Raw genomic sequence first — 15239 nt, 5'->3', positions numbered from 1 at the left:
CGGCATAACGATAATACACACAGCTTCTCCGGCGGGTCGTTATGGCACTAACTCCGGAGTTGATCTTCCGCGCATACGACAGTCTTCGAACAGGTGCTGGAGAAGAAGATGGATGTCGAGAAAAGTCAGCGCAAGGGACTTTCGGAAAAGGTTGTCGCAGTCGGTGTCGAGCGAATTCGTATTTCGGGGACCATCCGGGTCGGTGGTGTGAGTTCCCGGCACCTCGGTGTGCTGGCACAGCTGCCCGGCCCACTGCCGCCGATCGTGGTGCACCGCGCGACGATGGAGGTGATCGACGGCGTCCACCGTCTGGTGGTCGCCCGCCGACGGAAGGCGGTGTCGATCGATGTCGTCTTCTTCGATGGTGCGCCGCAGGAAGCGTTCGTGCTCGCGATCGAACTCAACAGCGCTCGCGGACTCCCGTTGTCGCTTGCGGACCGCAAAGCCGCAGCCGGACGGATGCTCGCGGATTTTCCCGAATGGTCGAACCGACGGCTGGCTGAGCTGGCCGGATTGTCCGACAAGACCATCGCCGCGCTGCGACGTGGGTCGGGTGCGGAATATCCGCACCCGACCCGGCGGATCGGGCGTGACGGCACGGCTTACCCGATGGATGCGAGCGCGCGCCGGCGACGGGCCCGAGAATTCTTGGAAGCCGATCCGGCAGCGTCGACTCGAGAGATCGCGTCGGCGGCAGGTATCTCGCCGACTACCGCGAAGGACGTCCGGCGGCGTCTGCGGGTGCAGCTCGGTGCCGCATCGCAATATCGGCGCGATGGCGAGGTGGCACCGGAAGCGTCGCCCGCTGGCCTCGTCACCGGGTCAGCGAGACGTCCTCATTCGCCCGATCGCACACTGATGGTGCGCCGTCTGCGCGCCGATCCGTCCTTGCGTTTCACCGAGGTCGGCCGAAAGTTGTTGCGGTTGTTGGCGATTGCCGATCCTGCGCCGGAGGAATGGCAATCGATGGCCGACAGTGTGCCGCCACACTGTGCGTCCGCGGTTGCCGAACTTGCGAGGTGCTACGCGGAAAGCTGGCTGTCGCTGGCGGACTCGGTAAGTCGTCACCTCGGCACCGACACCTGACCCACTACGAGGGCAACTGCCGGGCCCGCGCCATCGAGATACTCGACACCTGGATGTGAAACATGAACACGAGCACCGGCGCTTCATCCGAACGGGTGGACCTACGCATCTTCACCGAGCCCCAACAGGGGGCCGACTACAGTCGTCTACTCCGCGCTGCGACAGCGGCCGAGGACGCCGGTTTCGATGCATTCTTCCGGTCCGACCACTATCTGAGGATGGGGATGGCGTCCGGGCTCCCGGGATCTACCGATGCTTGGATCACGCTCGCCGGCTTGGCGCGGGAAACGACCCGGATCCGGCTCGGCACCCTGGTCACCTCCGCCACCTTTCGGCATCCATCCGTGCTGGCCATTTCGGTGGCGCAAGTGGATCAAATGTCCGGCGGCCGTATCGAAGTCGGCCTCGGCTCGGGCTGGTACGACGCCGAGCACATCGCCTACGGTATCGAACTGCCCGATTTCGGTACGCGCTTCGACCGCTACGCTGAGCAATTGGAGATCGTGACCGGCCTGTGGGAGACCCCTGAGGGTGCGACGTTCAGCTTTCACGGCAAGCACTATCGACTCGAAGACGCTCCAGCCCTGCCCAAGCCGACGCAGCGTCCGCGCCCGCCGGTCATCATCGGCGGTGTCGGCAAGAGACGCACCCCGGCGCTGGCGGCCCGCTTCGCCGACGAATTCAACCTACCCTTCGTCGACTCCGCCACGGCCGCGGCGCAATTCGAGCGCGTGGACGCGGCGGCCCGGAAGTTGGGGCGCGACCCGAAGGAGATCATCCGCTCGGTCGCCCTCACAATGTGTGTGGGCCGTGACGACGCCGAGGTCGCCCGCCGTGCCGATACCATCGGCCGCGAGCTCACCGATCTGAAGCGGCGCAACGAGCTGGTCGGCACCCCCGCCGAGGTCGTCGACAAGATCGGCCGATATCGCGAGGCGACCGGTATCACCCGTCTGTACCTGCAGTACTTGGATCTCTCGGACCTGGACCATCTGGACCTGGTCGCCGCAGAGATCGCACCGCAGCTGGACTGATCCCGGCGACACGCGGCGGCGATCAACCCCGGCGGCGACCCCGCCGCCAGCACTGGCCAAACCGATCTGTGGCCCTTTTCACATAATCGCGCGGGTATCGTGCATTATCGAGATGTCGCACCCGAATTCGCCATTCCTGACCCTGGGAATATCTAGCCCGGCGGCGGACGCTCTTATACCATCGCGCTGACCTGAAATCACAGGAATTTCCCGGCGCGGCTTTCGGTCGACGATGATCGAGCCGATTTGCGCGCGAAATTCATGGACTATGGACCGGCCATCGCTCGCTTATCGCGCCGCCGTTCCGTCGTAGAGTTAGCAGGAGTAGAACCGATGGTCTCGATCGCACAAGAACTCGTATCGCATCCGCGCATGCAACAGCGTCACATACGGATCGGCGAGTCCTCGTTTCCATATCTGTTCGGCAGCAACTGTCTCGACGCCATCGGCGAGACCGTGGATAAGCTCGACGCGGACAGATTCATAGTCGTTACCGACAACCATGTCTTCGGGTTGCACGGGCAGACATTGCTGCGCGCCCTCGGAACCGAGACACCCGTGACGGTTCTCGGCCATGAGCCAGGTGAATCCATGAAGACCCTTTCCTGCCTGGGTGAGCACATCGAGCAAGCCTTGCGAGATGGCGCCACGCGGAGATCGGTTGTCGTCTCCTTCGGTGGTGGCGTACCGGGAAATCTGGCCGGGCTCATGGCCAGCCTGTTGTTCCGTGGGGTTCGTCTCGTTCATATACCGACCACAACTGTCAGCGCGATGGATTCGGTGCTGTCACTCAAGCAGGCCATAAATAGTCCGGTCGGCAAGAATCATGTGGGAAGTTACTACACGCCGACCGCAGTCCTGACCGACGTCGAACTTTTCACCACGCTATCTGCCCGGGAACTCCGCTCCGGACTCTGCGAGATGACCAAGAATTGTCTGGCCATCAAACCCGCACTCATTTCCGAACTACAAGAAATCTTGGCCACAGCGAACCTCGCCGCACCGGAGTCGCTCCTGTGGCTGTTGGATGCCAGCATCAGCGCGAAGGGGCAGGTAACAAAGAACGACACATACGAGCGGAAGGACGGCCTCGTTCTCGAATACGGTCATACGGTCGGGCATGCCATCGAATTGCTGGACCATCGGCAACGCGATGCCGATGGGCTCTCACACGGGGAGTCCATCGCACTCGGCATGTTGATTGCCGCGCGAATATCGTTCGCGCGCGGGTGGCTGACGGACACCGACGTCAGCATCCACGACGAACTCGTGACAAGCCTCGGCGTGCGGACGACGATCCCGGACGGCGTCACGCCGGATGGCATCATCGACACGATTCGTGACGACAACAAACGGGGATACCTGCCACTCGCGGACGACGCCGCGGCTTTCGTACTCCTCGAACAGCTCGGCCGCCCCGCACGATCGGGTGGCCTGCCGCTGGTTCCTGTTGCCTTCGACGAGGTATATGACGCATTGGAAGCGTTCGAAGCCGCGGGAACCGAGATGGCAACCCTCGGGGTTACCGGCCGATAGGCTGCCGTCGTGGCCGTCGCCTCAGCCCGGAACTCGCGGCAGGCGGCGGCCAGAAGCAGGCTCTTCCCCGACCGAGGTATCAGCTACCCCAACATTGAATCCGACGTCAACTTCAACTAACCTCTGAGCCATCCGGCAACCGGCGCTCGAACGCGGACGCCCCGGTCAGCGCGCATGGACATGGAGGTTTCTGGTCGTGAAGAGCCGAGAGGTGCATCTGGTGGCCCGGCCCACCGGCGAACCCGCACCATCCGATTTCCGGATGGTGACCACGGATGTCCCGGATCCGGGCAGTGGGCAGTTGCTGGTCCGCAACGACTGGATCTCGGTCGATCCGTACATGCGCAACCGCATGAACGATGTGAAGTCCTACATTCCGCCGTTCCGACTCGATGCCCCCATGGACGGCGGCGCGGTCGGTACCGTCGTCGCCTCGGGTGTACCGGGAATCGAAGTCGGCGCGACAGTGCTGCACGATCTCGGCTGGCGGGAGTACGCGCTGTTGCAGGCGGGGCAGGCGCGCGTGGTCGATACCACGCTGGCCCCGGCCGAGACCTACCTCGGCCCGCTCGGCATCCCCGGACTCACGGCGTATGTGGGTCTGAAGGAAATCGCGCCGGTCCGCCCGGGTGACGTCGTATTCATCTCGGGCGCGGCAGGTGCCGTCGGTCTTGCCGCCTGCCGGGTGGCCAGGCACTTCGGCGCGGCCAAGATCATCGGGTCGGCGGGCGGTCCGGAGAAGGCACGGCGGCTGGTCGAGGAGTTCGGCTACGACACCGCGATCGACTACCGGGCGGGCAGTCTGGGGAAACGGCTGCGCGAGGCGGCCCCGGACGGCATCGATGTCTACTTCGACAATGTCGGCGGCGACCATTTGCAGGCGGCGATCGGCTCGATGCACGACTTCGGCCGAATCGCCCTGTGTGGAGCCGTCGCCGGATACAACGCCGAAACCCCGCCACCCGGCCCGAAGAATCTGGCGCTGGCGGTGGTGCGCCGATTGTCGTTGCGCGGCTTCATCGTCACCGACCACGGTGACCTCGCACCGGAGTACGCGGCGCTCGCGGCGGACTGGGTGCGTGACGGCAGCCTCCACGTCCCCACCACGGTGCTGACCGGCATCGACACCGCTGTCGACGCCTTCCTCGGCCTGCTGCGCGGTGCCAATACCGGCAAGATGCTGGTCTCGCTGAATGCCGAGGCGAACTGATGCGCGTGGAGAACGCGGTCGCAATCGTCACCGGTGCCGCGGGCGGCATCGGCGCGGCCATCGCGCAACGCCTGCTCGAGCACGGTGCCCGGGTCCTGATCACCGACCGTGACGCGGACCGGCTCGCGGCGACAACACGTCAACTCGCCGAGGCATTTCCGGGCGCGGTGTCCGGACAGGCCGGTGACGCCGCATCCCAATCCGATCTCCGCAAGCTCATCGACACGGCCACAACCGAATTCGGCCCTGTCGACATGTTCTTCGCGAACGCCGGTGTCGGCGGTGGCCCCGGACTGGACGCCACCGACGCGCAGTGGGAGCAAGCGCTCGAGGTAAACACCTTGGCCCACGTGCGGGCGGCGCGGTTGCTCGTCCCGGGCTGGCTCGAGCGCGGCAGCGGCTACTTCGTGAGCACCGCCTCGGCGGCGGGACTGCTCACCCAGATCGGTTCGGCCACCTACACGGTTTCCAAGCACGCTGCCGTCGGATTCGCCGAATGGCTGGCAGTGACCTACGGGGATCTCGGTGTGCGGGTCAGCTGCCTGTGTCCGATGGGTGTCGATACCGCCTTGCTCACCGGACTCGGTACGGACGGCGGATCCGACGGCGACCTGGCCACCCGCGCCGTCACCGGAGCCGGGGCGGTGCTGGCTCCCCTCGATGTGGCCGATCGCGTGCTCGAGGCGATCGAGGCCGAACGTTTCCTCGTGCTGCCCCACGAGGAGGTCCGAGAATTCGTGCACCGCAAGGCTGCCGATCACGACCGGTGGATCGCGGGCATGCAGCGCTATCGGAGGTCGCTGTCGTGAGCGGGCGCACTGCCGTGCTGTTCGATTTCGGCGGCGTGCTCACCACCGCCGTGCTCGCCGCCTTCGCCGAGTTCGGCGCGGAGCTGGGCGACCCGCGGCTACCGCTGCGTTTGCTCACCCGCGATCCGGAAAGCAGTGCGCTGCTGGTGGATCACGAAGAGGGGCGCATCGGTCAGCGTGAGTTCGAGATCGGGTTCGCGCGGCGGCTGCGCGCGCACGGCGTCGATATCGACGATGCGGGCCTTGTCGACCGCATTCAGTCCCGGCTGCGTCCCGACCCGGAAATGATCGAGCTGGTCGCGAGTGTCCGTGCGGCGGGCTATCGCGTCGGTCTGCTGTCGAATTCGCTCGGCGACGACTGCTACGCAGGCTTCGACCTGCCCGCCATGTTCGACGCGGTGACCATCTCCGCGGAGATCGGCATCCGCAAACCGTCCGGCCGGGCCTATCTCACCGGCTGCGAGCGACTCGGTGTCGCACCCAAGCAGACCATCATGGTCGACGACCTCGAGCAGAACATCACCGCTGCCGAACTGCTCGGACTCGGCGGCATCGTGCACCGCGACGCCGCATCGACGGCGGCCCTGTTGTGGCCTGCGCTACGAACCCCTAGCTGATCCACCCACCTTGCGGCGCAGTCTCTTTCAACTGCCCGTACCAACGATCGGAGCCTCGATGGACCTGTTCAACACGTCCGAGCGCACCCAGCAGTATCAACGTGATCTGCGCTCCTTCATGGACGAATGCGTATATCCGGCCGAGTCGGAGTACGAGAAGCAGATGGCGGCAGCCGGCGATCCGCACCACCATCCGCAGATCGTCGAGGACCTCAAGACGGAGGCCCGCGCCCGCGGCCTGTGGAATCTGTTCCATCCGCATCCTGAATGGGGTCCGGGGCTGACCAATCTGGAATACGCCCCGCTGGCCGAGATCATGGGCCGCAGCGCGCATCTCGCGCCGGAGGCGTGCAACTGTTCGGCACCCGACACCGGCAATATGGAGGTGTTCACTCTCTTCGGCACCCAGGAGCACAAGGAGCGCTGGCTGGAGCCGCTGCTGAACGGCACCATCCGCTCCGCCTTCGCCATGACCGAGCCCGCCGTCGCCAGCTCGGACGCCACCAATATCCAGCTGCGCATGGCGCGCGACGGCGACCACTATGTGCTCAACGGCCGGAAGTGGTTCGCCTCCAACGCATTACACAAGAACTGCAAGGTGCTCATTGTCATGGGCAAGACCGATCCGGACGCACCCAAGCACCGGCAGCAGTCGATGATGGTCGTGCCCATCGACGCACCCGGTGTCACGGTTATGCGCAATCTGCCGGTCTTCGGCTACGCCGACCGCGAGGGCCACGCCGAGATCGACTTCTCCGATGTGCGGGTCCCCGTCACGGATGTATTGAAGGGCGAGGGTGAGGGTTTCGCCATCAGCCAGGCCCGGCTCGGTCCGGGCCGCATCCACCACTGCATGCGCGCCATCGGTATGGCCGAACGCGCGCTGGAACTGATGTGCGCACGCGCCGAATCGCGAATCACCTTCGGGCAGAAGCTGAGTGAGCGCGCCAATATCCAGGACTGGATCGCCGAGGCCCGCATCGATATCGAGCAGGCCCGGCTGCTGACCCTCAAGGCCGCCTGGATGATGGATACCGTCGGCAATAAGGCGGCCCGGGTCGAGATCGCGGCGATCAAGATCGCCGCACCGGAGATGGCGCTGCGGATCGTGGACCGGGCGATCCAGGTGCACGGCGGGGCCGGTGTCACCGACGATTTCCCGCTCGCCAGCATGTACGCGCACCTGCGCACATTGCGTCTGGCCGATGGACCCGACGAAGTGCACAAACGCGCCATCGCGCGCGCCGAACTCGGTAAGTTCAGAGCCGGGGCGTAGGACGGACAAGGAACGAATGCAGACAAGTAACGGGCTCATTCAGCCCACCGCGGACGCGACCGGCTTCGATATCGATGCCGCCGCGTTCGCGGACTGGGTGTCCTCGCTCGGTTCGGCGTGCACCGTGCCGGTACGGGCGGACCGGGTGGGGATCGGCCAGTCCAATCTGACCTTCCTGATCACCGATGCAGAGGGGCGGCGTTGGGTGCTGCGACGTCCGCCGCTCGGCCACCTGCTGGCGTCCGCGCACGATGTGGCGCGGGAGGCCCGAGTCATGTCGGCCCTGGCGCCCACCGATGTCCCGGTGCCGCGCGTCGACGATATCCGGCACGAGGGCGAGATCGCGCTCGTGCTCATGGAATTCGTCGACGGACTGGTCATCGACGGAGTCGAGACCGCCGAGCGAATCACCCCCGAGCTGCGCCGCAGCGCCGGGCTGTCGCTGGTGCGTACGCTGGCCCGCATCCACGCCGTCGATCTGGAAGCCACCGCGCTGATCGACCTCGCCAGTCACAAACCGTATGCGGAGCGACAGCTCAAACGGTGGTCGGCGCAGTGGGAGAAGTCGAAAACACGGGACCTGCCGCTGGTGGACCGCCTCACCGAACGGCTCCGGGCCGCCGTTCCCGAACAGCGCGAACTCGCGCTCGTGCATGGTGATTACAACCTCCGCAATGTGATCACCACACCGGAGACGGGTGCGATCGCCGCCGTGCTCGACTGGGAGCTGTGCACCCTCGGCGATCCGCTGGCCGATATCGGAAGTCTGCTGGCCTACTGGCCGATGCCGGGCGAAGCGGCCATTCCGGGTACGGAAATGTGCATGCTCCCGGGTTTTCCGTCCCGCGCCGAACTGGTCGAGGAGTATCTCGCGATCACCGGACGCGATCGGCGGGCACTCGGGTTCTGGCATGCGCTCGGGCTGTGGAAGCTAGCGGTCATTGCCGAGGGGGTGTACCGCCGCACCCTCGACGACCCCCGCAACCGGGCGGCCGCGGGCATTCCGACTACCGATATGGTCGACGGACTCGCCGAAACGGCGGATCGGATCGCCACCGAAGCCGGTTTCTGAGACGAAACGGCCTGTCTCCCGATAATCACCAGGGAGACAGGCCGTTTCGCATATTCGCCGGAGGAAGTGACCGCCTGGCACAGGATGTCCGGCGGTCACTCTTCTGTCAGGGCACGAGTACCGACAGCGCTTCCGCAATACAGGCCGGCTTGTCGCTGCCCTCGCGTTCGATGGTCACCCGAGCCGTCACCTGGACCCCCGCTTTGGTCGGCTCGAGTTTCACCAGTTCCACTCCCGCCCGCAGGCGACTACCCGATGGCACCGGCGACGGGAAGCGAACCTTGTTGCTGCCGTAGTTGATCCCCATCTTCACCCCCTCGACGCGATACACCTGCCAGACCAGCTGCGGCAATAGGGACAGGGTCAGATAGCCGTGGGCGATCGTCGTGCCGAACGGTCCCTGCGCGGCCCGCTCTGGATCGACGTGAATCCACTGACGGTCACCGGTCGCCTCGGCGAACAGATCGATCTGCTCCTGGGTAACGGTGTGCCATTCGCTGTAGCCGAGATGGGTGCCGACGGCCTGCTCGAGTTCGCCGATTCCGTTGAATACCTTCATTATTCGCGCCTCAGACCGTCGGCGCACCGGCGACGTAGAGCACTTGGCCGGTGACATATGATGCGCCCTCGCTGACGAAGAACGACACCGTGTGCGCGATATCCTCGGGCTTGCCGACGCGTCCCACCGGAATCCGCGCCACCAGGGTCTTGCTGAACTCCTCGAACGAAACACCCATGCGCTCGGCGGTGGCGGCGGTCATCTCGGTTTCGATGAAGCCCGGCGCGACGGCGTTCACGGTCACGCCGAATTTGCCGAGTTCGATCGCGAGAGTCTTGGTGAATCCCTGCAATCCGGCCTTGGCCGCGGCGTAGTTGGCCTGGCCGCGATTGCCGAGCGCCGAAGTGCTGGAGAGATTGACGATGCGGCCCCAGCCCGCGTCGGTCATGTACTTCTGCGTCGCGCGGCTCATCAGGAAGGAGCCGCGCAGGTGCACGCCCATGACCGCGTCCCAGTCGTCGACGGTCATCTTGTACAGCATGTTGTCGCGGATGATGCCCGCATTGTTCACCAGGACGGTCGGTGCGCCCAGTTCGGCGGCGACGCGCTCGACCGCCGCAGCGACGGCCTGTTCATCGGCGACGTTCGCACCCACCGCGAGCGCCCGGCCGCCGGCCGATTCGATCTCGGCGACAACAGTTTTGCAAGCCGCCTCGTCGAGATCCAGGACGGCGACCGCGAAGCCGTCCGCCGCCAGCCGCTTTGCGGTGGTAGCACCGATGCCACGCGCGGCGCCGGTGACGATGGCGGTACGGGTTGTCTCACTGCTCATTACGGTTCTCCTTGTCGAATTCGGTTGGCACCGTTCACGGTTCGAAGACCACCCGGCCGACGGTCTTACCATCGGCGAGGCGCTGCAGTCCGGCAGCCACGTTATCCAGTGGCAGCCGCTCGCCGATCAGGGGTTTCACCGAACCCCGCTCGGCCACCCCGGTCAGTTCCAGATGGCAGTCGCGCACCGCTTGCGGATCCTTGTCGCGGTACAGGCCCCAGTGCAGACCGAGGATCGAATAATTCTTCACCAGTGCGTGATTCAGTGCGGTGGACTGGATCTGCCCGCCCGCGAAACCGACGACCAGGATGCGTCCCTCGAAGGCGATGCACTTGGTGGACCGCTGATACACCTCACCGCCGACCGGGTCGTACACCACATCCGCACCGCGACCGCCGGTCGCGTCCCGCACAACCGAGACGAAATCCTGTGCGCTGCGATCCACCACGATGTCCGCGCCGAGCGCCCGCGCGACCTCGGCCTTGGCCGCGCTGCCGACCACCCCGATCACCGTGGCCCCGGCCGCCTTGCCCAATTGCACGGCCGCACTGCCGACGCCACCGGCCGCCGCATGTACCAGCAGCGTCTCCCCCGCCCGCAGACCGGCACGCCGGTGCAGTCCGAACCAGCCCGTCTGGTAGCCGATGAAGAGGGCGGCGGCCTCGGCATCGTCGAGCGCCGCCGGGGCGGGAAAGACATCCGCGGCGTCCATGACCGCCAGTTCCGCGAACCCGCCCCAGGGCAGCGCCGTACCGCCGAGCACCCGGTCGCCGATCGCGATGCCGTCGACGTCGGCACCGACCGCGACCACCTCGCCACACAGTTCAACCCCGGGGGTGAACGGGAGTTCGGGCTTGATCTGGTACTCGCCCCGGCACATCAGAACGTCCGGAAAGTTCGCGGCCGCGGCGCGGGTCCGCACCACCACCTGGCCTGGACCGGGCTCGGGCTCCTCCAGTTCGACCAGCCGCAGTACCTGCGCCGGTTCGCCCAATTCCGTTACCCGCCAAGCCTTCACGCCACGCCTCCGGTGAGGGTGACCCCGCCGTCGACGACGATCAGCTGGCCGGTCAGCCAGGCCGCGTCATCGGACAGCAGGAAGGCGGCGACACTGCCGATGTCCTCGGGTACGCCGAGGCGCTTGAGCGGATAGGCCGAGGCGACCTGTTCCTCGCGGCCATCGTAGAGCGCGGTGGCGAATTGGGTCTTCACCACGGCGGGCGCGATCGCGTTCACCCGGATCGACGGGCCCAGTTCGACCGCCAACTCCTGGGTGATGTGCACCAGCATCGCCTTGGTGGCCCCGTAGAACCCGATGCCGGGCGCGGGCTTGATCCCGGCAACCGACGCGACATTGACCACCGAGCCACCGTGCTCACCCAGCCATGCCTTGTGCGCCTGCTGCACCCAGGAGATCGCCGCCAGGCAGTTCACCTCGAAGACTTTACGGGCCGCGGCCAGGTCGAGTTCGACCATCGGCCCATACACCGGGTTGATACCGGCATTGTTGACCAGGAAGTCGACCGAACCGAAGGTCTCCAGCGTGCGCTCGATGGCCTCGGTCTGATGTTCGACGTCGTCGGCTCGTCCCGCGACGGCGATGGCATGCTCGGGTCCGCCGAGTTCGGCGACCACCGCGTCCAGCGCGTCCTTTTTGCGGGCGGTCACACAGACCCGCGCACCGTCGGCCACCAGCCGCTGCGCGATGGCCAGCCCGATACCGCGGCTGGCTCCGGTGACAATCGCCGTCTTTCCGTCGAAACGACCCATTACGTAAGCCTCTCCTGATGCTCGACCTGCGTGACCCAGACTCACCGAACTTGATTCCGACGTCAAGTTCAACTGTGGCGGCATGTCACGTGATACGGGTCACATGAATGATCGGCGCACATCGACCGGCCACATGGCCGACGCTCGGTCAGTGAGCTTCTTTCAGCTGAAGAGCGTTGAACCACAACTGATTCAGCGTTTTCACCAACTTCTCGAAGGACACCTTCCGCCCCTCGACGAATACGAAGTACGCCATGCGGCTCACCATGCTCGACAGCGCCAGCGACGTGACTTCGGCATCCAACTCGGCGTCCACCAGGCCACGATCCTGCAGATTCCGGATCATCTCGGCATTGCGCTCGACGAAGGCCAGGGCGCGTTCGAAGCGCAGCACCCGGAACTTCTCATCGATCTTCGACACCTGTTCGAGCACGGCCATCAGCCGCGCATTGCGCCGATAGGACAGCAGATACTCACGATTGGCGGCGGCAATCAACTCACGCGGGTCGTCGATGCCGACCCGTTCCCGGATGTGCGGGTGCAGCATTTCCTCGCGCACCTGCTCGACGACCGCGGCGAAGATCTCTTCCTTGCTGTCGAAGTAGGTGTAGAACGATCCGGAGGCGACCCCGGCCGCCTTGGAGATATCACTGATCCTGGCGTCGAGGAAACCGTCGCTTTCGAACACCTCGCGCGCCGCGGTCACCAATGCGGACCTGGTGCGCATGCCACGCTTACTCCGCGGGGGCACCCGACCGGGCTGGTCCTCGGTGGCTTCCTGGGCGTTCACTGCCTCACTCGCTGTCGTCCGACTCGCTGACGTGGTGGATCGTAACAGCGCACGCCGCTGCCGCGACCCCACGACGCCGCTGGGCAACCTCTATCGGCACAACATCTATTGAACATGACGCCAAATTCAAGTAGCGTCCGACCCACTGACGTGGCCTGGGTCACATCAGTTCTCGCCCACTCATGAAACTGGAGCAAGCCATGCCTGCGAATCCGGCTTCCCCGACCGCATCGAATCAGCTGACCAATGTCGCCGACCGGTGCTGGCAGCACGCCGCCGAACGCCCCGATGCCATCGCACTGCTGGCCACGGACACACAGCTCACCTACGGCGAATTGGCCAGGCGCAGTGCGGCTTACGGCGGCCTGCTGCGCGAATCCGGTATCGCCACGGGCGACCGGGTGCTGCTGGTGGCGCCCACCGTCGGTGAATTCGTCGTCGCATATCTGGGCGCGCAGCTCATCGGCGCCATCGCCATCACCATGAACACCATGGCTACCGCGCCCGAAATCGGTTACGTGCTGGACGACTCCGGCGCGCGAATCGTCATCGCATGGCATGGCGCGCTGGAGGCCGCACGGGAGGCGGCCACCGAACGAAATCTGCCCTTGCTCGTGCTCGCGCCGGGCGCGCATGCCGAACCGGCCCAGCCCGTGGCCGAACCGGTGCGGCGGCGCGCCGACGATACCGCGGTACTGCTCTACACCTCCGGAACCACCGGCAAACCGAAGGGCGTCGAACTCACCGTCACCAACCTGACCGAGACCGCTCGAATCTTCACCGATCAGCTGCAGCTCGGCCCGGACGATCGCTTCGGCACCGGACTGCCGCTGTTCCATGTCTACGGGCAGGCGGTATGCCTGCTCACCGCGCTGCACGCGGGCGCATCCTTCGCCATGGTGACGCCTTTCGAACCGCGGGCCATGATCGCGATGATCCGCGATCAGCAGCTCACCCACGTCGCCGGTGTGCCGACCATGTGGAATGCCATGCTGCACGCGGCCGGTGACTACAGTGCGGCGGACTTCGCGAGCCTGCGGCTGGCAGCATCGGGCGGAGCGTCGCTGCCCGGTGAGGTGATCCGCGCCTTCTCCGATCGCTTCGGCTGCACCATCCTCGAGGGCTACGGCCTCACCGAATCCACGGGTGCGGCGACCTACAATCCGCTCAATCGCGAACAGCGGGTCGGATCGGTCGGCGCCGCGCTGCCCGGGACGTCGATCGAGGTTCGCGATCCCGACGGCAACGTACTGCCCGCCGACACCGTCGGCGAGATCTTCCTGCGCGGCCCCAGCATCATGAAGGGGTACTGGAACCGGCCCGACGCCACCGCCGCCGATCTATCCGACGGCTGGTTGAAGAGCGGCGATCTGGGCCGCGTCGACGCCGACGGCTATGTCTACATCGTCGACCGCGCAAAGGATCTCATTATTCGCGGCGGATACAACGTCTATCCGCGCGAGGTCGAGGAAGTGCTGTACGAGCATCCGGACGTCGTCGAAGTAGCGGTGATCGGTATCCCGGACGAGCATTACGGCGAGGAGGTCGGCGCGGTCGTTGCCGCCACCCCCGGGGTCGAACTCGATCCGGCGGATCTGCGGTCCTGGGCCAAGGAGCGGCTGTCGGCGTACAAGGTGCCGCACCGCTTCGCCTTCACCGACCAGCTACCCAAGGGCGCCACCGGCAAGATCCTCAAACGCGCTCTCGACCCGAATCTCTTCACGGACAAGGCGGCCCGATGACCGAAATCCCCACCGCGACCGGAACCGTCGACTCCGCCGAACTCGGCCGCGTCCTGGTGCACGAGCACGTCTTCGTACTCGGCGAGGAATTCCGGCAGAACTACGCCGACTGGGATGAGGACGCCCGCGTCGACGACGCCGTCGAACAACTGAACGAGTTGAAATCCCTCGGCATCGACACCATCCTCGACCCGACCGTGCTCGGGCTGGGCCGCTATCTGCCGCGCATCCAGAAGATCGCGGCCAGAACGGATTTGCGGATCATCGTCGCCACCGGCATCTACACCTACAACGATGTCCCCTTCCAATTCCATTACACCGGTCCGGGTTTGCTGTTCGACCGGCCGGAGCCGATGGTGGAAATGTTCGTCAAGGACCTCACCGAGGGCATCGCGGATACCGGTGTGCGCGCCGGATTCCTCAAATGCGCCATCGAGGAACCCGGACTGACGCCCGGCGTAGAACGGGTGATGCGCGCGGTCGGGCAGACATCGGCGCAAACGGGTGCGCCGATCACCGTGCACACCAACCCGCACACCCGCTCCGGGCTGGTGGCGCAGCGGGTGCTGGCCGAGGAAGGCGCGGACCTGAGCCGCGTGGTGATCGGCCACTCCGGCGACACCACCGATATCGAGTACCTCACCGAACTCGCCGACGCGGGATCGCTGCTCGGCATGGATCGCTTCGGGCTCGACGTCCTGCTGCCGTTCGAGGATCGGATCGACACCATTGTCGAACTGGTGCGGCGCGGCTACCTGGACAAGGTCGTTATCGCCCATGACGCGGCGTGTCACATCGACTGGTTCGACCCCGATGCCAAGAAGCAGGTGGCACCGAAGTGGAACTACCGGCACATCAGTGCGGATGTGATTCCGGCGCTGATCGCGCGGGGACTCACCGAGGACGATATCGACGCGATTCTGGTGCGCAATCCGCGCCGGTACTTCGAGAAGTGATCCGAACGAT

The 15239-nt window shown here is 65.5% G+C and carries 15 protein-coding genes; 10 read left to right on the top strand and 5 right to left on the bottom strand.

Annotated elements, in window-relative coordinates; translation table 11 throughout:
- Positions 1-108: 108 nt before the first annotated feature.
- The 8 genes from OIE68_RS43390 (at position 109) to OIE68_RS43355 (ending at position 8640) form a co-directional block, all read left to right on the top strand.
- On the top strand, positions 109-1086 hold the full coding sequence (locus OIE68_RS43390) for a ParB/RepB/Spo0J family partition protein (protein ID WP_327096685.1): 978 nt from the start codon (positions 109-111) through the stop codon (positions 1084-1086).
- A gap of 95 nt (positions 1087-1181) precedes the next feature.
- The gene (locus OIE68_RS43385; protein WP_327102020.1) at positions 1182-2120 is read left to right on the top strand and encodes an LLM class F420-dependent oxidoreductase; all 939 of its coding nucleotides are present in this window, start codon (positions 1182-1184) and stop codon (positions 2118-2120) included.
- A gap of 333 nt (positions 2121-2453) precedes the next feature.
- Positions 2454-3656, top strand: a complete 1203-nt coding sequence (locus OIE68_RS43380; protein WP_327096684.1) for a 2-deoxy-scyllo-inosose synthase — start codon at positions 2454-2456, stop codon at positions 3654-3656.
- 196 nt (positions 3657-3852) lie between these two features.
- Entirely contained in the window at positions 3853-4866 is a 1014-nt protein-coding gene (locus OIE68_RS43375) for an NADP-dependent oxidoreductase (RefSeq protein WP_327096683.1), read from the top strand.
- Complete coding sequence (locus OIE68_RS43370; RefSeq protein WP_327096682.1) at positions 4866-5675, top strand: SDR family oxidoreductase; 810 nt, start codon at positions 4866-4868, stop codon at positions 5673-5675. The genes OIE68_RS43375 and OIE68_RS43370 overlap by 1 nt, the downstream gene beginning before the upstream one ends.
- Entirely contained in the window at positions 5672-6292 is a 621-nt protein-coding gene (locus OIE68_RS43365) for an HAD family phosphatase (RefSeq protein ID WP_327096681.1), read from the top strand. The genes OIE68_RS43370 and OIE68_RS43365 overlap by 4 nt, the downstream gene beginning before the upstream one ends.
- A 58-nt stretch (positions 6293-6350) precedes the next feature.
- Positions 6351-7568, top strand: coding sequence for an acyl-CoA dehydrogenase family protein (locus OIE68_RS43360; protein WP_327096680.1), 1218 nt, complete (start codon positions 6351-6353; stop codon positions 7566-7568).
- A 16-nt stretch (positions 7569-7584) separates the two neighbouring features.
- Complete coding sequence (locus tag OIE68_RS43355) at positions 7585-8640, top strand: phosphotransferase family protein (RefSeq protein ID WP_327096679.1); 1056 nt, start codon at positions 7585-7587, stop codon at positions 8638-8640.
- A gap of 106 nt (positions 8641-8746) precedes the next feature.
- On the opposite strand, the gene OIE68_RS43350 is transcribed toward OIE68_RS43355, so the two are convergent.
- From OIE68_RS43350 to OIE68_RS43330, 5 genes are all read right to left on the bottom strand, one after another.
- Positions 8747-9199 carry a MaoC family dehydratase gene (locus tag OIE68_RS43350; RefSeq protein WP_327096678.1) on the bottom strand — a complete coding sequence of 151 codons (453 nt, stop codon included), beginning with the start codon at positions 9197-9199 and terminating at the stop codon, positions 8747-8749.
- A 10-nt stretch (positions 9200-9209) separates the two neighbouring features.
- Positions 9210-9971 carry a 3-oxoacyl-ACP reductase FabG gene (fabG, locus tag OIE68_RS43345; RefSeq protein ID WP_040688211.1) on the bottom strand — a complete coding sequence of 254 codons (762 nt, stop codon included), beginning with the start codon at positions 9969-9971 and terminating at the stop codon, positions 9210-9212.
- 34 nt (positions 9972-10005) lie between these two features.
- The gene (locus OIE68_RS43340) at positions 10006-10989 is read right to left on the bottom strand and encodes an NADPH:quinone oxidoreductase family protein (protein ID WP_327096677.1); all 984 of its coding nucleotides are present in this window, start codon (positions 10987-10989) and stop codon (positions 10006-10008) included.
- Positions 10986-11741, bottom strand: coding sequence for an SDR family oxidoreductase (locus tag OIE68_RS43335; RefSeq protein WP_327096676.1), 756 nt, complete (start codon positions 11739-11741; stop codon positions 10986-10988). Before OIE68_RS43335 ends, OIE68_RS43340 begins: the two co-directional genes overlap by 4 nt.
- A 148-nt stretch (positions 11742-11889) precedes the next feature.
- A complete protein-coding gene (locus tag OIE68_RS43330) occupies positions 11890-12468 on the bottom strand; it encodes a TetR/AcrR family transcriptional regulator (protein ID WP_419150850.1) in 579 nt (192 codons plus the stop codon).
- Between the two features lie 263 nt (positions 12469-12731).
- On the opposite strand from OIE68_RS43330, the gene OIE68_RS43325 reads away from it, so the two are divergent.
- Entirely contained in the window at positions 12732-14273 is a 1542-nt protein-coding gene (locus OIE68_RS43325) for a long-chain fatty acid--CoA ligase (protein ID WP_327096674.1), read from the top strand.
- A complete protein-coding gene (locus tag OIE68_RS43320) occupies positions 14270-15229 on the top strand; it encodes a phosphotriesterase-related protein (protein ID WP_327096673.1) in 960 nt (319 codons plus the stop codon). Before OIE68_RS43325 ends, OIE68_RS43320 begins: the two co-directional genes overlap by 4 nt.
- Positions 15230-15239 lie beyond the last annotated feature (10 nt).

Origin of the sequence: Nocardia vinacea, assembly GCF_035920345.1 — a bacterium.
Lineage (GTDB): Bacteria > Actinomycetota > Actinomycetes > Mycobacteriales > Mycobacteriaceae > Nocardia > Nocardia vinacea_A.
Note: the sequence above shows the minus strand (reverse complement) of the source record. Positions and strands in the feature narration are given on the sequence as shown.